Annotated in this window: 12 protein-coding genes and 1 pseudogene; 7 read left to right on the forward strand and 6 right to left on the reverse strand. The window is 41.6% G+C overall.

Translation table 11 applies throughout. The annotated features are described in order from the left end of the window. Nucleotides 1-123: 123 nt before the first annotated feature. Complete coding sequence (locus QT327_RS25005) at nucleotides 124-1,032, reverse strand: S66 peptidase family protein (protein WP_130854562.1); 909 nt, start codon at nucleotides 1,030-1,032, stop codon at nucleotides 124-126. Nucleotides 1,033-1,188: 156 nt separating this feature from the next. Here QT327_RS25005 and metG point away from each other — a divergent pair, with 156 nt between their 5' ends. Further along, nucleotides 1,189-3,255, forward strand: coding sequence for a methionine--tRNA ligase (metG, locus tag QT327_RS25010; protein ID WP_130854561.1), 2,067 nt, complete (start codon nucleotides 1,189-1,191; stop codon nucleotides 3,253-3,255). A gap of 62 nt (nucleotides 3,256-3,317) precedes the next feature. Here metG and thrC read toward each other — a convergent pair whose 3' ends face one another. From thrC to thrA, 3 genes are all read right to left on the reverse strand, one after another. Then, entirely contained in the window at nucleotides 3,318-4,631 is a 1,314-nt protein-coding gene (thrC, locus tag QT327_RS25015) for a threonine synthase (RefSeq protein WP_130854560.1), read from the reverse strand. 109 nt (nucleotides 4,632-4,740) lie between these two features. Next, on the reverse strand, nucleotides 4,741-5,718 hold the full coding sequence (locus QT327_RS25020; RefSeq protein ID WP_130854559.1) for a homoserine kinase: 978 nt from the start codon (nucleotides 5,716-5,718) through the stop codon (nucleotides 4,741-4,743). A gap of 181 nt (nucleotides 5,719-5,899) precedes the next feature. Next, a complete protein-coding gene (thrA, locus tag QT327_RS25025; protein WP_130854558.1) occupies nucleotides 5,900-8,347 on the reverse strand; it encodes a bifunctional aspartate kinase/homoserine dehydrogenase I in 2,448 nt (815 codons plus the stop codon). 894 nt (nucleotides 8,348-9,241) lie between these two features. Between thrA and frr the strand changes: the two genes are divergently transcribed. The 4 genes from frr (at nucleotide 9,242) to QT327_RS25045 (ending at nucleotide 15,776) form a co-directional block, all read left to right on the forward strand. Further along, on the forward strand, nucleotides 9,242-9,805 hold the full coding sequence (frr, locus tag QT327_RS25030) for a ribosome recycling factor (RefSeq protein ID WP_013664722.1): 564 nt from the start codon (nucleotides 9,242-9,244) through the stop codon (nucleotides 9,803-9,805). Between the two features lie 171 nt (nucleotides 9,806-9,976). Beyond that, the gene (locus tag QT327_RS25035; RefSeq protein ID WP_130854557.1) at nucleotides 9,977-12,349 is read left to right on the forward strand and encodes a S9 family peptidase; all 2,373 of its coding nucleotides are present in this window, start codon (nucleotides 9,977-9,979) and stop codon (nucleotides 12,347-12,349) included. Nucleotides 12,350-12,364: 15 nt separating this feature from the next. Next, complete coding sequence (locus tag QT327_RS25040; protein ID WP_130854556.1) at nucleotides 12,365-13,381, forward strand: hypothetical protein; 1,017 nt, start codon at nucleotides 12,365-12,367, stop codon at nucleotides 13,379-13,381. Beyond that, entirely contained in the window at nucleotides 13,347-15,776 is a 2,430-nt protein-coding gene (locus QT327_RS25045) for a hypothetical protein (RefSeq protein WP_130854555.1), read from the forward strand. The genes QT327_RS25040 and QT327_RS25045 overlap by 35 nt, the downstream gene beginning before the upstream one ends. Before the next feature lie 17 nt (nucleotides 15,777-15,793). On the opposite strand, the gene rsgA is transcribed toward QT327_RS25045, so the two are convergent. Next, nucleotides 15,794-16,711 (reverse strand): ribosome small subunit-dependent GTPase A, encoded by a 918-nt coding sequence (gene rsgA / locus QT327_RS25050; protein WP_130854554.1) that lies wholly within the window; start codon nucleotides 16,709-16,711, stop codon nucleotides 15,794-15,796. Beyond that, nucleotides 16,712-18,235 (reverse strand): glutamate--tRNA ligase, encoded by a 1,524-nt coding sequence (gltX, locus tag QT327_RS25055; protein ID WP_130854553.1) that lies wholly within the window; start codon nucleotides 18,233-18,235, stop codon nucleotides 16,712-16,714. A gap of 213 nt (nucleotides 18,236-18,448) precedes the next feature. Here gltX and QT327_RS25060 point away from each other — a divergent pair. Then, nucleotides 18,449-19,677 (forward strand): annotated as a pseudogene (locus QT327_RS25060) (sensor histidine kinase). Next, entirely contained in the window at nucleotides 19,658-20,176 is a 519-nt protein-coding gene (locus tag QT327_RS25065; RefSeq protein WP_013664728.1) for a DinB family protein, read from the forward strand. Before QT327_RS25060 ends, QT327_RS25065 begins: the two are co-directional and overlap by 20 nt. Nucleotides 20,177-20,380 lie beyond the last annotated feature (204 nt).

Consider the following 20,380-nt stretch of genomic DNA (forward strand, 5'->3'; position numbering starts at 1 on the left):
TTTTTTAAGTAAAAATTTAAAATTCAAAATTCAAAAAGCTGGCAACTCGCAACTAGCAACTATACCTCCAAGCCTTACACCTTATCCCCTTACACCTATTGCCTATTGCCTACTGCCTATAGCCTACTGCTCATCTATATAAGCCAAACATACATGGTGCTCATTGACACTTAAACTAGCTTGCGCACCAAAAATTAAGGTGTAGTTATTATCAATGTGTCCTGCCGGAAAGTCAAAGGCAACCGGATAACCGTATTCGCCTACGATTTCCAAAATCAGCTCTTCTAGCGTGATTCCAAAGGGTACTTTATTATCTTTTAAGTTGGTGAAGCCACCTACCAAAAGACCTTTCAAATTTTTTAGTTTTCCTGCTCGTTTCAAAGTCCACAACATTCGGTCGATGGAATAATAGAACTCTCCCACATCTTCAATAAACAAAATTTTTCCATCATAGTCCATGTCGGAAACCGAGCCCAGTACGTTAACCAGTAGAGCCAAGTTACCTCCAATCACGACGCCTTCACCTTCACCCGGGATATTCGTATGTTCACTTTGATATTCGTATGACGGCATTTCACCAAAAAGCGTATCCTTTAAGCTGAGCAATGATTCCTTGGTAGCATCAGGAATGGTAATAGGCATTTGCCCATGTATGGTTGGGATTCCAAAATTTCTGTGAATATGGCTATGAATAACAGTCACATCACTGAATCCGATAATCCATTTGGGCTTTGCAACAAAATGTGAGAAATTCACTAAATCAATCATCCGCACACAGCCATAGCCACCTCTCGCTGCAAAGACAGCTTTTATTTCGTCGTTATCGAGCATGGATTGGAAGTCCTGTGCCCGCAGTTCATCGCTGCCCGCATACTGCCGGTAGCTGCTGTGAACGGTTTTACCGACCACAACGTCAAGATCCCACGATTTTAAGAGCGCTATAGCGTCTTCCAAATCATTATCTACCTTCCATGCCGGGCATACAATACCCACCTTGTCACCTTTTTTTAAATAAGGAGGTGTTTTCTTCATATCTGTTTATTATGAAGTGCAAATTGATGTATCTTTGCCGAATTAACAAATCATTTTTGAAAAAAGCGCTCGCGTTATAAGTGATAAGTTGTAAGTAATAAGTACTATCTACTGCTTAAAACGTACAACTTAACACGTACAACTTGTTACAACAAAATGAAAGATTTTAAACGTTATACCATCACTTCTGCCCTGCCGTATGCCAATGGGCCTTTACATATCGGTCACCTCGCCGGAGCCTATATTCCTGCCGATATCTTCGTGCGCTTTTTGCGGATGAACAACAAAGAGGTGGCTTTTGTCTGTGGTTCGGATGAGCATGGGGCTGCAATTACTATAAAAGCCAAAAAAGAAGGGATTACGCCTCAAGAAATAATCGACAAGTATAATGCACAGATAAAAGAGAGTTTTGAACAGTTCGGCATTTCTTTCGATATCTATCATCGTACCTCTTCCAAAATTCATCACGAGCTTTCGCAAGAATTCTTCCTCAACCTCTATGATAAAGGGGAGTTTGTGGAGAAATACTCAGAGCAGTATTACGACGAAGAATATCATCAATTTTTGGCCGATCGCTACATTGTAGGGACCTGTCCGAATTGCCATAACGAAGGAGCTTATGGTGACCAATGCGAAAAATGCGGAACCTCCTTGAGCCCAACGGATTTAATCAATCCAAAATCGACCTTAAGTGGTAAAACACCTGTACTTCGTGAAACCAAACACTGGTATTTGCCTTTAGATAAATATCAAGCTTGGCTGGAAAAATGGTTATTGGAAGGTAAAAAGGATATTTTAAAATCAAATGTATATGGTCAATGCAGCTCTTGGTTAAAATCCGGTCTGCAAGCACGATCCATGACCCGTGATTTGGATTGGGGAGTGGATGTTCCTTTAGAAGAAGCAAAGGGAAAAAAGTTATACGTTTGGTTAGATGCGCCTATAGGCTATATATCAGCTACGAAGCAATGGGCCTTAGATACCGGGAAAGACTGGGAAAAATACTGGAAGAAGCAGGAAAATCCAGCGGATGACGCCTGCTTGATACATTTTATTGGGAAGGATAATATTGTCTTCCACTGCATTATATTTCCTTCTATTTTGCATGCACATGGTGAATATGTTTTGCCGGAAAATATTCCTGCAAACGAATTTTTGAATTTAGAAGGAGATAAGTTGTCAACTTCTAGAAACCATGCGGTATGGTTGCACGAGTACTTGGCTGATTTTCCGGGTAAGCAAGACGAGCTACGTTATGTTTTGACCTCTATTTTGCCGGAAACATCGGATAGTGAGTTTACCTGGAAGGATTTTCAAGCACGTGTGAATAATGAATTAGTAGCCATATTCGGTAATTTTATCAACCGTGTACTGGTCTTATCTCATAAATACTTTGATGGTAAAGTGAAGGCTGGGGGCGAGCTTAGCGATAAAGATAAATTAGTGCTCTCCGAGTTGGAGCGTTATCCTAAAACCATTAGTTCTTCGCTAAGTCAATATCGGTTTCGAGAAGCCCTGGCGCATTTTATGAATGTGGCGCGTTTAGGGAATAAATATTTAGCCGATGAGGAGCCTTGGAAATTAATCAAGACGGATGAAGACCGCGTGAAAACAGTGCTTAATATCGGTTTGCAGATTGCCGCTAATTTGGCGGTATTGGCGCAGCCTTTTTTACCGCATACGGCAGAAAAGCTATTCCAGATGTTAAATTTTCAGGATCGGGATTGGACGGCTGCCGGTAATCCTAATTTGTTGGAAAACGATCATCAATTGGGCGAGGTACAATTGCTTTTTGAAAAAATAGCGGACGAACAAATCGATGCGCAGCTAGCCAAATTAGCACAGGCTAAGGTCGACAACGCAAAAACGCAAACAAGCACCGCGGAGCCGGCGAAGGCGAACATTGCCTTTGATCAATTTACACTCCTCGACATTCGCGTCGGCAAAATCTTAACAGCCGAAAAGGTGGCGAAGACAAAGAAGTTGCTGAAGTTGACAATTGATACAGGAATTGATCAACGCACGGTAGTATCAGGCATTGCGGAATTCTTTAATCCTGAAGATATTATTGGAAGACAAGTTTCTATATTAGTCAATTTAGAACCGCGGGAAATCAAAGGCATTCTCTCACAAGGGATGATCTTGATGGCCGAGGATGCCGATGGACGCCTTGATTTCGTGGCGCCGCAATCAAATATCCAACCAGGAAGCGTTGTTAGGTAGTTTTATGTTATAAGTTATACGTTATAAGGCTAACCCTAAACTTACAACGTATAACTTATCACTTATAACTCTTCCTGCAGCCACTGCTTAAAAGCTTCGTAATCAGCTCCAAGTTCCTCTTTTTGGCTGGGTTTACTTTCCAATTCTTTTACTTGTTCAGGTATGAAGATGGCTTTCTGTTTTTCTTCAGAAAATACATCGGGAAACTTGCATGGGTGTGCAGTTGATAAAAATATAGTTGTATAGTTTCCACCTTGCTCTTTTTTATAAGCTTGCCCTGCTAAGTAAGCGATGGCGGTGTGTGGGCAGGCAAGATATTGATAGCTGCTATAAAGCTCGTCAATAGCACTGCGGGTCTCCTCGTCGCTATACGCGTAAGCCGTTACCGTTTCTTTCAATAACGCGCGATCGTCTTCAAAAAGATCCATAATGCGAACCCAGTTGCTTGGATTGCCTACATCCATTGCGTTAGATAGGGTGGCTATTGAGGGGCGCGGTTCATAGTAGCCGTCTGATAGGAAACGTGGAACCGTATCATTCACGTTAGTAGCAGCTAAAAACTGCCTAACAGGTAAACCCATTTTATAGGCTAATAAGCCAGCGCCAATATTACCGAAGTTTCCGCTGGGAACAGAAAAAACGATATCAGTTATTCCTTTTCTCTTCATTTGCGCATAGGCATTGAAGTAATAAAAGGTCTGTGGAATCAAACGGGCTATATTAATCGAGTTGGCAGATGTTAATCGGAACCGTTGATTAAGTTCAGCATCATTGAACGCCTCTTTTACCAAAGCCTGGCAGTCGTCAAAGGAGCCATCGACCTCAATGGCTCGAATATTCTGGCCGTTACGGGTCAGCTGTTGCTCTTGAATAGGGCTTACTTTACCCTTAGGATATAAAATGGTTACCCGAGTGCCTTCTACACCTAGAAAACCTAAAGCCACGGCTCCTCCCGTGTCTCCCGAAGTGGCTACCAATACATCTAAAAGCTTGCTGTTTTCCTCGGTTTTAGAAAAATAACCCATAACGCGACTCATAAATCGGGCACCGAAATCTTTAAAGGCAAGGGATGGTCCGTGAAAAAGCTCTAGTACTGCCGTACGGTCGTCAAGTGATACTACAGGTGCTTCAAAATTGATAGCATCATCCACTAATAATCGGAGATCATTGGCCGGAATGCTGTCGCCAATTAAGTGGTGAGCCACTTCAAAAGCGATATCGGGTAAAGTAAACTGCTCAAGATTATTAATAAAATCCGCAGAAAGCGAAGGGATCTCGGTAGGCATATAAAGCCCCTTATCTGAAGGCAAACTGTTAAATACGGCTTCTTTAAAAGAAACTCTTAGCTTTTTATTATTAGTACTGTATAGTTTCATGATGGTTGTTTGTTGTTAGTTATTGGTTGTTTGTTGTTAATTATCTGGTTGTTAGTTATTGGTAGTATAGTTAAATCCAATAACTATTAACGAGTAACTAATAACGAAACTATAACTCCCTCGGCCCCTGTTGATTTACTGCCGAAACGTAGCCGTTGCTATCAATACCTTTCGATTGCAGATGCTGTACAATTTGCCGGGTGATGTCCGATGCGGTTGGATGGTTATCGGCAAAGGCAAAGACAGAGGGTCCAGAGCCGGAGATGCCAAACCCAAGTGCTCCTGCTGCCATGGCAGTTTGTCGCATTTCATAAAATTCAGGAATCAGAATAGCACGAACAGGTTCAATCAGGACATCCTGCATACTGCGACCGATTAAGCCATAATCGCTCATAAACAGACCACTTACCAAGCCCGCAATATTGCCCCATTGAACCACCGCATCTTTCAGCTCGATTTTAGAACGAATCATCTGCCGAGCAGCACGCGTTGGCACATCTACGTGGGGAAACACTACGGAGCAGTATAAGCTTTTTGGAACAGGTATTGACACGACTTCCAGTGGCTCGTAACTTTTAATCAAGGTAATACCACCAAATAAAGAAGGGGCTACATTATCCGCGTGCCCGTGCCCACAGGCCAATTCTTCGCCTTTCATCGCAAAAGGAAGCAATTCTTGTTTCGTTAAAGGTTGTCCAAGCAGCTGATTAATAGCGAATAAACCAGCTACCGTACTCGCAGCACTGGATCCTAATCCACTTCCGATAGGCATGTGTTTATGCAACTCTATTTCCACTCCCACATCTTCACGGTTTAAATGCTTTAGTAACATCTGAACACAAGCGCTAACCGTATTCTTTGCCGGATCGAGCGGTAATCGGCCGTCATCGCCCGTAATCTTTAACAGTTTAACGCCAGGCCGGTCCGAGCGTTCCATAATCACCTCATCTCCCGGTTCGTCCAGGGCTAGTCCCAAGATATCAAAGCCGCATACCAGGTTAGCCACGGTAGCCGGTGCAAACACATGCACGCGGTCTTTTTCTTTTCGGGCCTTACCAGCGGGTTCTTTTTCTGTTGTTAATTCCATTTATTAGATAAGTAAAAATTCAAAAGTAAACCTGCCTACCGCAGGCAGGAAGTAAAAAGACCTACCGTCGTTAGACGCAAATCTTGTCTCAGTGGTCGATTTCGCATTACGTACATTGAGTGTAATTTGGCTATAACCTTTCATAGGCTCATTTTCACATTAGCTAATTATCACATGTAATTTATGCTCCCGCGTTCATCAAATCAGCAAATACACCGCCCGCCGTGACTTCACTACCGGCACCCGGTCCTTTTACTACTAACGGTCGTTCTTTATAACGTTCAGTAGTGAATGAAATGACGTTATCGCTACCCGAGAGGTTGAAGAAGGGATGCTTTTCATCCACCAGCTCCAAGGCAATGGATACCTTTCCATCCTCCAATTTTCCGATATAACGAATCGCTCGGTTCTCCCGTTGAGCTTTTTCTTTAAGCGTATCGAAGTAAGCCGCTTCCTTTTGCAGTTCTAAGTAAAAGTCCTCAACACTCGCTGCATCTAAACAGGTTTTGGGTAGAATCGCTCCTAGATCGACGTCCTTGGCTTCGATGGCTAAACCGCTATCCCGTGCCAAAATGAGCATCTTACGCATAAAATCAGTACCTCGTAAATCATCCCTAGGATCGGGTTCCGTATAGCCTAAGGCCTGGGCTTTCTTCACTACATCGTGAAATGAAGCATCGCCAATGAAATTATTAAAAATATAAGAGATAGTACCCGAAAGTATAGCCTCAATACGGATAATACGATCACCACTGGTCATCAGGTCTTTCAGCGTGCGGACAATCGGAAGACCTGCGCCCACATTCGTCTCATAGAAAAAGTCGACGCCGTGCCTTCTGGCCGTATCGCGTAATTGTTTATACTGTGCGTAGCTCGAGGAATTAGCAATTTTGTTGCAGGTCACTACCGATATATTCGATTCAAAGATTTTAAGATAGTGCTTGGTAGGTTCCTCGCTTGCGGTATTGTCCACAAATATACAATTAGGTAGATTTAATTGTTGCATTCTGCTAATAAAGGTCTCCAAGCAAGCAGTTTCTCCTTTGCTGTCCAATTCCGTCTGCCAGGAGGTCAATGAGATGCCTTCCACATCAAATAACATTTTGCGGGAATTACTCATGCCGACAACCTTTACCTGGATATCATTGTTGTCGCGCAGAAAAGCTTCCTGTTCTAATAATTGCCTAAACAAAGTAGATCCGATATTGCCGGTTCCAAGATTAAAAACATGTAAGGTTTTCTTTAATGCTGTAAAGAAAGCATCATGTACCGCATTCAGCGCTTTGGACAGATCTGCTTGGCTAATAATAACCGAAATGTTGTATTCCGATGAGCCTTGCGCAATAGCCCGTACATTAATACCATTGCGTCCCAAAGCATGGAATAACCTGCCTGACATGCCGGGGGTTTGTTTCATGTTTTCACCCACGATAGCAAGTACCGATAATTCATTTTCTATGACGGGGGGCTCTAATTTTTTTGCAAGCAGCTCCAGTTCAAATTCAGTTTCAATAAGATGTTTGGCTCTTAAGGCATCTGCGGGATGAACAGCAAACGTGATGCTATGTTCGGACGATGACTGGGTGATCAGCACAATGTTTATTTGTTCATGCGCTAGCAAGGAGAATAAGCGACCGCTAAAGCCGGCCTTGCCGATCATGCCACTGCCGCTTACATTGATAACGCTAATGGCATTAATCGAGGAGATACCTTTAATAGGATAAGATGTTCTGCCGCTATCATATTGGATAATAGTACCTGGAAAGCTTGGATTAAATGTATTGCGGATCACAATAGGCACCTTTTTCATGAAGGCGGGGATCATGGTTGGTGGGTAGATCACCTTCGCTCCAAAATAAGATAGCTCCATTGCCTCGGTATACGATAAAATCGGTAAAGGAAACGCTTTTTTTACCATGCGTGGATCTGCCGTTAACATACCATCCACATCGGTCCATATTTCGATAGCTTCCGCCTGTAATGCGGCACCGAAAATAGCAGCTGTATAGTCACTACCTCCTCTTCCCAGGGTAGTAATCCGACCATTGACATTAGAAGCGATAAAGCCGGTTACAAATAAAAATTTGCCTGGATTTTCTTGCACGAACTGACGGATGAGTAATTCGCTTTGTTGTAAATCTACCCGTGCGTTACCAAAATTGCTATCGGTTTTTATAAGGGAGCTGGCTTCGACGAATAAACTCTCCGGGAAGTACTGAGCCGCAATCTTAGAGACCAAAAATGCGGAACAACGCTCACCGTAACTCACAATGAGATCCTTGCTTTGTGAACTCAGCTCCCGCAGATTTAATACACCTTGTAAAAGATCCTCAAGTTCATTTAAGTAAATTTTAAGTTGCGTAAAAACAGGATTCTGATTCTTAATTTGAATGAGTTGCTTAACAACTGTGAAGTGTCTCGATTCCAATTCCTTTAAAGCAGGGCCGAAGCTGATTCCTTGTTCTGCTTCTTCAGCCATTTTGGTAAGGAGGTTTGTAATTCCGCTCATGGCCGATAAGACAACAATTGGCTTTTCGCCCTGTTCATACCCTTGTTTTAGGATGTCCAATAATGCATTAATGCTTTCGGCCGATCCGACTGAGGTACCTCCAAACTTAAGTATCTTCATTTTTTCTATTTATCCTTAAAGTCATTAAATAAGAAAGGCGCTTTCTCATCGAGAGAAGCGCCTTTTATGTTTTATCGCTGTTATTACAACATAAAGATTACTTCCCTCGGTGTTTTGCTATCCCGGTGGTAATCGTTGTGGATGTTGTAATAGATATAATTGCTTTCATTTTTGTAATTGGCAGTAAAGTAAATGGTTTATTTTTAATTTATCAAGAGAATTTTAATATTTTTTAGATTTTAGCAATTCGCATACGAATGCGTATTATTAGTTGGACGTTTTAAGTAACTTTTAATGATGAATTAGGCCTGCCTACCAGTAGGCTGAAGCGCCGAATGATTAATAACGGTGGCGGTAGCACAGGCTCATCTCAAAGCTTCAAGCTTATTGCTAACAACTTATCCGATTGTTTCTCGTGGAACAAAACAAGTAAAACCTTATGAGGCAGCCGTATTTAACCGGCCGTATGTATTGACTGCTGCCTGCTTGGCTTGCAAGAGGGCACTTAACATGCAGTAAGGTAGTTGTTGCCGCTATATTCGCACTATATCCGCTCTATAGAAAAGCAGGAAAACATAAATAGGTAGCGAATGTATACAGAAGAATAGGTGGATCTGACGTGGAATAAAGGTGGACTTCACGTGGACTTGACGTAGATTCAAAAATTGAAAAAATCTGAAAGGGAAGGATTAGTGTATTGAAATGAGGTCGTGATACCTTTCAAAGGTAAAAAAAGTTATTTTAAAATGGATCAGGTACTTCAGCCCCTTTTCTGTGGTGTTTTGCCATTGAATAAAAAATCTTATTTTTGGGCAAATCTTTGCAATAGCATGAAATATTCATCGTTATAAGCATTTAATTATTTCTTATAGCCTTAGAAAATATTGTATTCATATGAATGACCTAATAAAGTTACAGTTAGAAGACGCTAATGATTCCATGCAGAAAGCTATTTCGCATACCGAATCAGAATTGACAAAAATTCGCGCAGGTAAAGCAATGCCTTCCATGTTGGACGGGATCAATGTAGATTACTACGGAACACCTACTCCATTATCTCAAGTGGGAAACATTAATACGCCCGACCCTCGTAGCTTGGTTATTCAACCATGGGAAAAGAATTTATTAAGTGCAATTGAAAGGGCTATTATTGATTCCAATATCGGATTAAACCCACAAAATGACGGTAATATTATCCGTTTAGCGGTTCCTCCTTTGACCGAAGAGCGCCGTAGGGAATTGGTTAGAAAAGTAAAGGAGGAGGCAGAAAAAGGAAAGGTCGCTATTCGCAACATCAGAAAGGACGCTAATGACGGAATTAAAAAGCTTAAAAATGATGGTGTCTCGGAAGATGAAATAAAGGTGGGAGAAGGTGAAGTTCAAAAATTAACCGATAACTTTATCGCGAAAGTTGACAAATTAGCCGAAGCCAAAGAAAAAGATATTATGACCGTTTAAGGAAATTGAAATTATTAGTGAAAAAACCACGGATCGCACCGTGGTTTTTTTGTTCGTAGCTGCCGTTAACCACTCGACGATTCGACAACTTTACTAACCCACTAAATTGTTGCGCAAATAGCGCATTTCCATCACAAATTGCTTGTATTTTTAGACCAAAGTTTACATCGTATGAAGAGAATATTACTTTTTATCATCTTAACCTATTTCAATCCCGTATGGGCACAACAAAAGACTAACTTAACAGTTGAAAAAATAATGCGCGACCCTAAGTGGATGGGCGTGTCGCCCGAAAATATTAGGTGGGGAGAATTTGATGGGCACATCTATTTTAGATGGAATCCGGAAAATCTGGATTATTCACCCTTATACAGTATAACGGTGCGTGATCAAGAGCCTAAAAGACAAGAGGAGGATGTGACGCGAAGTTTTACACAACAAACGCAATACAATCGAAGTGGAAATCGAGCGGTATATGTAAAGGGTGGTGATATTTTTATATATGATTTAAAAACACGCAGCGAAAAACAATTGACGGCGACGATCGAGGAAGAGTCTAAGCCTCAATTTAATGTGCGTGAAGACGTTGTTTTCTTTAAACGTGAAAATAATTTATACAGCCTCTCCTTGATAAATGGCGAATTAAAACAGCTTACCAATTTTGTTAAGGGAAGCAAAAAGAAGGGTGACGCCCCTAAACTCTCCGATCAAAATCAATGGCTTAAAGAAAATCAATTGACTTTATTCGACGTGCTCAACGATCGTAAACAGAAAAAACACCGAGCTGATTCGTTAGAAGAACTGCAAAGGATAAAACTGCTGAGAGAGCTGCCTATAGCAGAAAATGAAATTGTTAGAACAATTGCTGCTAGCCCTAATTTGCAATATATTGCCTATATAAAATATAGTCCTGCGAAAGATAATCGGAATACGATCGTACCAAACTATGTAACTGAATCCGGTTATACGGAAGACATACAGACTAGAAACAAGGTTGGAGAAGAACAGGGTGCTACAGCTGCCTACCTTTATAAGGTGAAGGAGGATACGGTTGTGCGTATTACAACCGCTAATTTAGAAGGGATAAAAGATATACCTGCATTCTATAACGATTATCCTGAGAAGAAAGATTCACTAATTAAGTTAGATAAAGATCGGGCGGTTAATATAGCCGGCATTTATTGGAATCCTGTCGGAAACAAGGCTCTTATCACGGTTTATGCACAGGATCATAAAGATCGTTGGTTAACGCTTTTAGATCTGTCCACGGGAGCCTTACAAATGATCGATAGACAGCATGATGATGCATGGATTGCAGGTCCTGGCATTGGTGGAAGCTGGGGAGGAGAAAATGTCGGATGGATTGACGACCATCAGATTTATTTTCAAAGCGAGCAAACGGGATATTCGCATCTTTACAGCATGTCAGTAGACTCCCGTGTGAAAAAGCAATTAACAAAAGGGCGATTTGAAGTGCAAGACCTCGTTCTTTCAAAGGATAAAAAAACGTTTTATTTGACAGCTAATAAAGAGCATCCCGGAATAACACATTTTTACAGCATGCCGGTTAGTGGAGGAACGTTGCAGCAAATAACCTCTATGAAGGGAGGTAACGAAGTGAGCCTTTCGCCTGACGAAAAATGGCTAGCGATACGCTATTCAAGTAGTAACAGGCCCTGGGAGCTTTATCTGCAAGAAAACAGGCCGGGTGCAAAAGCGAAGCAGATCACCGAATCGCGAAGCGCCGAGTTTAAAGCCTACCCTTGGCGCTCGCCTGAAGTCATTAGTTTCACCAACCGTCATCAAGATAGTGTTTACGCTCGCTTGTACCGACCGGAAACGCCTAAGAAAAATAGTCCGGCAGTCATTTTTGTTCATGGTGCCGGCTACTTGCAGAATGTTCACTACTGGTGGAGTTCTTATTTTAGAGAATATATGTTTCATAATCTGTTAACAGATCTTGGCTATACCGTCCTTGACATCGACTACACAGCAAGTGCCGGTTATGGACGAAACCATCGCACCGGAATATACCGACACATGGGAGGAAAAGATTTATCCGACCAAGTAGATGGGGCTAAGCTGCTAGTGGAAAAATATCAAGTTAATCCTAAAAACATCGGTATATATGGCGGCTCCTACGGCGGTTTTATTACCTTGATGGCGCTCTTTACGCAACCGGAGGTGTTTACAGCAGGTGGAGCCTTACGTTCGGTAACCGATTGGGCGCATTATAACCACGGCTATACTTCCAATATTTTAAATGAACCGATTAATGACCCCAAAGCCTACCAACAATCTTCTCCTATTAATTTCGCCGAGGGCTTGAGGGGACATTTATTGATGTGTCATGGTATGGTGGATGTTAATGTTCATTTTCAGGATATTGTACGCCTTAGCCAGCGCTTGATTGAACTTGGAAAGAATAATTGGGAACTGGCTGTATATCCCGTGGAAGATCATGGTTTTGTAGAACCTAGCAGCTGGACCGACGAATACAAACGTATTTTAAAGCTTTTTGAGGAAAAACTTATAAACGAATAGCTCCTTCAATGCGTTATGTGGAAATATCGGATCTTTTGTTTGCTGCTGCTCACTTCTTGCCGGTATGAGAGAAGAGCACAGCCTGCATTTTACTTCTGGAAAACACAATACCAACAGCGGGAACAAGAGCACACGGCCCTTCGTAAGTTAGGCGTTAATCAGCTGTTTGTACGGATAATGGACGTCGATTTGGACGAAACCGGAAAGGCTGTTCCTGTTTCGCCGATTACTTTCAGAAACAACCTACCTGACTCCATCGATATTGTGCCTGTTGTTTACATCGTGAACAATGTCTTACGACAACAATCGGAACAGACATTAACCATACTCGCCAATCGAATTTTAGCATTTACCGAGGCGAAAGTAAAACAAAGCGGTAAAGATAAATTTACAGAACTGCAAATTGACTGTGATTGGACGCAAACGACACGTGAAACCTATTTTTTGCTGTTAAGAAAAATGAAAGCCCTGCTGGTAGATAAGGCTGTTACCTTGAGTGCAACGCTACGCTTACACCAAATAAAAAATAGACACGCGAGCGGTATACCACCGGTGGATAAAGTACTGCTAATGTGCTATAATATGGGAAACTTGCGTAAATATGGTATGCAAAACTCCATTCTGGACATGAAAGAGATGACCACCTATTTAAAAGATTTCCTGGGAAGTTACCCTTTGCCGATCGACGTTGCTTTACCTTTGTTCAGCTGGTCGGTGGTTTTTAGAGATAAACAATATGTGGGTATCTCTAAGCATCTCGACAGTTGGTCTTTGGCTGATACGAGCCTGTTTTATCGGCAAGAGGGCACACCCTTGTACCACTTAAAGCGAAATCTTCCAAAAGCTGGATTGCGGGTAAACGATGTGATTAGAAAAGAAGAAGTGAGTGTGCAGGATTTATTTGCTGCTTCTGATTTTTTATCTCGATATTTGCCTCGAAAGGATCTGAAGGTGCTTTTTTACCACCTAGATGCCGACCTATTAAATCGCTTTTCGGATGAACAACTACAAGAAATTATCGATCGCTTTTAGTTTTTTTATACTTCTGTTTTATGGCGAAATTGCAATCAATATTGCTTGCGGTCCGGAACCCGATCCTTATGATTATTACGTTTCCTATTTTCACAATGACATACAGGGAGATACCTATGCCGCATTTTCTTTTACCGATTTAAGTTTTTTGTACAGTGAGGATGAGCCGCAAAAGGAGAGCCAGATAAATTGTGATGAGTGGGCTCAATATTTGGGCGGAGATGTAAAGGCAACGGATGTATTTTCCGTAATGTATCGAGCAGATAACAAGACAGACTCGTTGATCAGTGCTTGGAGGACGAAAAAAAGCATAACCCTGCCAGATACGTTGAAAGATAATACTTTTTTACAAGCTATTGCGAAGCATAAGAGCGCATTCGATTATTATTTATTTGCCAAAGACTGTGAGGAGGCTTCTGCCTATGCATATGATATGTGGGATCCGGCACCTCGAGATACAACATCGATGGATTCGTTGGCTGAAAAGGCCATAAAGCGATTGAAGAAGGTTAAGCGCGACGAATTTTTACGTTTACGATATGCTTACCAAGCGGCAAGAATGTACCATTATTCAGCACGCTATGAAAAATGTTTGGCGGTCTATGAAGACTATATCGAACCGCTGTCTTATCGGAGCGCGGTACGGGGGTGGGCCTTGGCCTTAAAAGCCGGAGCCCTAAGGTGGTTGGGCGACAAAGAACAAGCGGCTTTTCTTTTTTCGAAGGTTTTTGAAAGTAATCCGGAAAGAAGAATCCAGGCTTATAAGAATTATCACTACATTGACGTGAGCACGCCATCGGTTCTTGCCTTGGCAAAATCAAAAGAAGAACAGGCAGTAATTTGGAGCATAGAGGGTTTTAACAATCCGAGTTTGAATCTCCATACGCTTGATACGGTATATAAGCTGGCTCCCACCAGTGTTTTAAACGGGGTGTTATTAATAAGGGAAATGAATAAGCTGGAAGGGTACCTAAATGAGTCACCCCTCAGCAATGATGTTTATGGATATCGGAATTATTATTACGGAAGCGATTCGTTGCAGCTGAAAGCTAAAAGTTATGCCGATAGTTTATTTCGCTTCTCGCTTCACTTAGCAAGTGACAAAAAATACCGAGAACCAGCCTTCGCGACGATTGCGGCAGCGTACATCAGTTGGATGCAAGGAGAAAATAAGAGAGCTTTTGATCTTTTACAACAATTAAATCCGGAACATCTATCACCCAAGTTACAGGATCAATACCGCATTACAGAATTATTGGTACAAGCCAGTAATATAAAAAAGGGAGATAATTTTAACCCAAATGCGCTGGTACCGGCTTTAAAATGGCTGGATGAGAAATGCATAGTTGAGCGGAAGGATAAGGTTGATAGCTTTTATGGGCAAAAAGATTTACGCTTTAGTCGAACAACGAGGCATTTTTATCAAAGTTTATTAGCTCCAAAATATCTAGCACTGCAGGATACGGCTATGGCCGCTATTTTGATGGTAAAAGGCGATTTAGAATGGAATCATAGCCATACGCGTGATTCGCTTTTTAAATACAGCTCTAGTGAAACGATTAATTTTTGGCGGCAACAATTAACGCCTACATCATTGTTGCGTATAAAGACATTAAAAGAAAATACCCCGAAAGATGGGTTGACGGAGTATTTAGTGAAAGTACTGCCTGCTCTTCCAAATGATGATTATTATGAGCTTTTGGGAACCGGTTATCTCCGAACACATGAATACGATAAGGCAGTCGCTGCTTTCGACAAGCTAAGTCCAAACTATAAATTCTGGGTGGCATCTGATTGGTATGGCTCGAGTGAGGACGCTGCATTACACGCTGACCCATTTTTAACCACGATTAACGATTACCCGAAGGCCTATGCAGACAGGGGATTAAATAAGAAGGAATTTGCTGAGCAGATGGCTATGTGGCAACGGAAAATAAAATCAAATCCGAAAAATGCAGCTAAATACTACTTTGCGATGGCTAATGGTGTTTATCAAACGGGAATCTTTGGTAATTCTTGGTATCTTATCAGCTATAGCTGGAGCCATTTGGATGCTTATGTATCAGGTACGAATTACTATGATGACGACTATAAGCATGCAAAACAAGCGATCATTTGGTATGAAAAGGCACGATCCTTAAGTAAGGATGTAAATTTTAAAGCAACATGTACCTTTATGCTGGCTAAATGCGAGCAAAAGAAATATGGTTATCGTTCAGTGAATGATTACTATTCGAGCCATAATTATGGCGAACCTGATCCCTTGTGGTTATTTAGCATGAAAAATAAATATTTTGTTGAGTTAGAAAAATACTATAAAGGGACTGTGTTTTATAATCAAGCACTGGGTGAATGCAGCTATTTGAGCGACTTTATAAGCGCTAGATCCAAATAGCTATTCTTTATCGGCTATTAGGCTCTGCTATCATTCCCATGGTATATACTTAGGTAACTCTCGTAGCGGCTTGTTTCGATTTCTCCTTCTTCCAGTGCTCCTAATACGGCGCAGCCGGGTTCGTTGATATGCCTGCAATTATTAAATCTACACTGGTTCATCAGTGCACGCATTTCAGGAAAAAAATGACTGAGCTCTTGTTGCTCGATATCGATTACGCCAAATTCCTGAATACCGGGAGTGTCAATGATATAACCGCCTTGTATTAAAGGCAGCATTTCGGCAAAGGTTGTTGTATGTTTTCCCTTATCTGACCAATCGGATATTTTTCCGGTACGGAGAGAAGCTTCCGGTATGAGTCGATTAATGAGTGTTGACTTTCCAACGCCGCTATGTCCCGAAATCAGCGTTACTTTATGCGTCAAAGACGCCTCTATAGCATCTATATTAATGCCTTTTAAAGCCGAAATTTCAAAGCAAGGATAACCGAGATGTTCATAAATTGATCGATAGTCGGCTAGTATTTCCAAACCTTCTTCGCTAAAAAGGTCAAGCTTATTAAACAATATACCGGCTGGGATATCATAGGCTTCCGCTGTCACTAAAAATCGATCAATAAAACCCAGCGAAGTTGGCGGTGAAGCTAAAGTAACTACTAAGTAAGCTTGGTCTAAATTGGCTGCAATAATTTGCGCCTGTTTCGATAAATTGACCGATTTACGAATCATATAATTCTTTCGGTCGTATAATTGGATAATAACAGCAGTTTCTTGCTCGGGTTCAGGTTCAATTTCAACCCAATCACCTACAGCGATCGGGTTGGTCGTTTTAATGTCCTTTGTGCGGAATTTGCCCTTTATGCGACATTCATAGCTTGTTCCTCCCGCTGAAACGGTATACCAACTGCCGGTAGATTTTGTAACAAGCCCTTTCATTTATCCTAAAATAGCGGCGAATCCCTTTTTCATCCGTTCGATCGTCTCATCTCGGCCGAGCAATTTTGCTATATCGAATACATGAGGTCCGAATTTACCGCCAACCAGCATAATGCGTAGTGGGAGCATTAGCTCTCCCAATTTTAACCCACTGGATAGGATCGCATCTTTATAATATTGTTCCAGCGCTTCTGTTTTCCATGGTTCAAAGGTAGTGAGTGCAGGAATAATGGTGTTAAAAAAGTTTGTCTTTTCATCACTCCATTTTTTTTGTATAGCTTCTATATCGTAGGTGGTAGGTGGTATAAAGAAGAAAGAAGCTTGTTCCCAAAAATCCTCAATAAAAGTGAGGCGGTCTTTTACTAATGCTAATACCTCTATCAGATAATCATCTGCCACATCCCTTATGCCGTGTGTCTCCAAGACAGCTTTAACCATCGGAAGAAGCTTTTCATTTCCGCTACGCTTGATCCATTCATGATTGAACCATTTCGCTTTCTCGAAATCAAACTTCGCTCCTGCTTTACTGATTCGCTCAATTGAAAACTTGTCGATGAGTTCGTCAAGCGTAAAAATCTCCTGATCGGTGCCATCATTCCAACCGAGTAACGCCAGCATATTAATAAAAGCTTCCGGAAGAAAACCAAGCTCGCGAAAGCCTTTGGTGAGATCGCCCGTTTTTGGATCGGTCCAATTCATGGCATAAACGGGGAATCCCAACCGATCTCCGTCGCGCTTGCTAAGCTTTCCATTTCCATCCGGTTTTAAAATTAATGGAAAATGAGCCCATTGCGGCATTTGTTGCTTCCAGCCAAGATATTCCCATAGTAATAAATGAACCGGGGCTGAAGGTAACCATTCTTCGCCTCTGAAAGCATGTGTGATTTTCATTTGATAGTCGTCTACTACCACAGCTAAGTGATAAGTAGGCATGCCATCTGCTTTCAAGAGTACTTTGTCGTCTACTAAAGAAGTATCAAAATTGACCGCCCCTCTAATCATATCATGGAAGCCGATCGTTTCTCCTACAGGCATCTTTATACGAATGACATGCGGCGTGCCGGTGGCCAAAAGTTCTTCTACTTCCTTTGCATCCAAACTGAGTGAGTTACGTAACTGCAGTCGATTCTCATGGCTATATTTAAAATTCGGAATAAGTTGGCGTTGGGCATCCAGCTCCTCCGGTGTATCGAACGCATAATAAGCATGACCGCTTGCTACCAATTGTTCTGCAAAGGTGCGGTATCGATCTTTCCGTTCACTTTGCCTATAGGGAGCATAGGGCCCGCCATGTACAGGACTTTCATCGGGTGTCAAGCCGCACCAAGCTAAGCAAGACAGAATATATTCTTCAGCGCCAGGTACATATCGCGTTTGATCGGTATCCTCGATTCTTAATACAAACTCACCGCCCTGGCTTTTAGCAAAAAGATAGTTAAACAAAACAGTGCGTACACCGCCAAGATGTAGGCCACCCGTCGGACTGGGTGCAAACCGTACCCTAACTTTATTCTCTATAGACATAAGCGCAAACTTAGATAAAAGGCTTTGGATATGCAATCTTCACAGTGTCATATCCATTTTTTAATCATTTTGCATAAAATTTGTACTTTGCACCTTTCTAGTTATTAGTTGGTCGTTGTTGTTTATTGATTTTAGGTTTATAGGGTTAACCTTGTATTAAATCACTTAAACCGAGGGCGGACAACCAATAACAAAGAACTAATAACGAATTAAATGAATCCATATCAGCATAGTCAACGGTGGAAATTTTTATTACTCATATTCGCTGCAATTATTGCAACGGCATCCCTTTGGTATACAAATTTTCTGGTCCAAAACCTTTCGGAAGCAGAACGCACGAAGGCATCTGTTTGGGCAATTAGTACGCGAAATATGTACGCCATGCCGGATGTGAACGATGAGTACATAACCTATATCTATAGCGTTCGGGATAGCTTAAAGGTACCGGCGATCATTACCGATTCAAAAGACAGCATTATCTACTACCGCGGTCTCGACTCAACAAAGACCTTGTACAACGTGACCGGAGAAAATCAAGGAACAAACCTCCCGAAGTATGATCCTGAATATTTCGATTATCAACTGGCCATTATGAAAGAAAGGCACCCACCGATAGAAATTGAATTGTCCGGTGGAGAAAAATGGTATGTTTACTATAAAGACTCCCTGTTGCTCACCCAATTGCGTGTATTTCCCTATGTTCAATTAACGCTCATTGCTATATTTCTCGGTATCGCTTATACGGTATTTAACAGCATGCGAAAATCGGAGCAGAATCAAGTATGGGTGGGGTTGGCCAAAGAAACCGCACACCAACTGGGAACACCGATTTCGTCACTTATGGCATGGCTCGAGTTGATGAAGGCGAAATTTGATGCGGAAGAAGATCCTTGCTGATAGAGATGGAAAATGATGTGAAACGTCTGGAAATTGTAGCAGACCGATTTTCTAAAATCGGCTCTAAACCGGTGCTTGAGAATCATGCTGTCTACCCGGTAGTCAGTAATTTTGTGCGTTATTTTAAAGTTCGCACGAGTGATAAAATCAAATTTTCCGTATCAGGCGATAAAACTGTCGAGGCGCAATTGAGCGTTCCTTTATTTGACTGGGTGATCGAAAATATCTTAAAGAATGCAGCCAATGCCATCGAATCGGCAGGTGAAATTAATATAATTATCAGTGAAAATATTGCTAAAGAGCAGATATTTATTGATATTAGCGACACAGGAAAAGGTATCCCAAGAAATAAATTCGATGCAGTCTTTCAACCGGGATATACAACTCGAAAGCGGGGATGGGGCCTTGGTCTCTCCTTAACTAAGCGAATAATTGAAAATTACCATAAAGGACAAATTTTTGTTAAGGATTCGGAAGTAGGAAAAGGAACTACCTTTAGAATCGTATTAAAAAGCAGTTTAACCTATGAGCCAGCTAAAATCTGATGAATTCCCGGCCTTTTATGCTACTTACATTGATACCGTTTTTGGCGACGTCATGCACGTACTAAATGAGCAAATTACTAGTTTTCCTGCATTTTTAGAGGCCATTCCTGCGGGGCGGTCCGAATATGCCTATGCCGAAGGGAAGTGGACCATAAAGGAAGTGGTTGGGCATGTATTGGATACGGAGCGGATCATGGCCTATCGAGCGCTTCGTTTTGCTCGGAACGACACCAAAGCGCTCCCCGGCTTTGAGCAAGAAGACTTTGTTTTAAATGCTCGCTTTAATGAACGAAGTTTGGCTTCCTTAGCGGAGGAGTTTGTTTTATTACGGAAATCGAACATGGCCTTGTTCAATACCTTTAACGAAACCGAACTGAATCGAAGGGGTTTGGCCTCTGATCGTTTAATCAGCGTTCGGGCTTTTCTCTATATCGTTGCCGGACATCTCAATCACCATAAAAATATTATCAAAGAAAGGTATTTGGATACTATGGTGTAATGCCTGTTGGTGATTTTGCTATATATTCGACAACTTTTAAAGCTAATTTTAAAACTATTTAACACCTAAAGTGTTTTTATCATATCAATAAGGCCAGGTAATGGTTTTGTGATAAGGTTTAGGTTTTTGGAAACGCCCCGATGTGAAATTGAGGCGTTTCTTTTTTTGCCACTAATTTCATCGAAACTTCCAACTTAAGCAACC

The organism is Olivibacter sp. 47 (genome assembly GCF_030372825.1).
GTDB classification, from domain to species: Bacteria; Bacteroidota; Bacteroidia; order Sphingobacteriales; family Sphingobacteriaceae; genus Olivibacter; species Olivibacter oleidegradans.

Coding starts and splice junctions, on each gene's coding strand:
- QT327_RS25005 (WP_130854562.1), bottom strand. CDS start 1,032: ATGAAGAAAACACCTCCTTATTTAAAAAAAGGTGACAAGGTGGGTATT.
- metG (WP_130854561.1), top strand. CDS start 1,189: ATGAAAGATTTTAAACGTTATACCATCACTTCTGCCCTGCCGTATGCC.
- thrC (WP_130854560.1), bottom strand. CDS start 4,631: ATGAAACTATACAGTACTAATAATAAAAAGCTAAGAGTTTCTTTTAAA.
- QT327_RS25020 (WP_130854559.1), bottom strand. CDS start 5,718: ATGGAATTAACAACAGAAAAAGAACCCGCTGGTAAGGCCCGAAAAGAA.
- thrA (WP_130854558.1), bottom strand. CDS start 8,347: ATGAAGATACTTAAGTTTGGAGGTACCTCAGTCGGATCGGCCGAAAGC.
- frr (WP_013664722.1), top strand. CDS start 9,242: ATGAATGACCTAATAAAGTTACAGTTAGAAGACGCTAATGATTCCATG.
- QT327_RS25035 (WP_130854557.1), top strand. CDS start 9,977: ATGAAGAGAATATTACTTTTTATCATCTTAACCTATTTCAATCCCGTA.
- QT327_RS25040 (WP_130854556.1), top strand. CDS start 12,365: ATGTGGAAATATCGGATCTTTTGTTTGCTGCTGCTCACTTCTTGCCGG.
- QT327_RS25045 (WP_130854555.1), top strand. CDS start 13,347: ATGAACAACTACAAGAAATTATCGATCGCTTTTAGTTTTTTTATACTT.
- rsgA (WP_130854554.1), bottom strand. CDS start 16,711: ATGAAAGGGCTTGTTACAAAATCTACCGGCAGTTGGTATACCGTTTCA.
- gltX (WP_130854553.1), bottom strand. CDS start 18,235: ATGTCTATAGAGAATAAAGTTAGGGTACGGTTTGCACCCAGTCCGACG.
- QT327_RS25065 (WP_013664728.1), top strand. CDS start 19,658: ATGAGCCAGCTAAAATCTGATGAATTCCCGGCCTTTTATGCTACTTAC.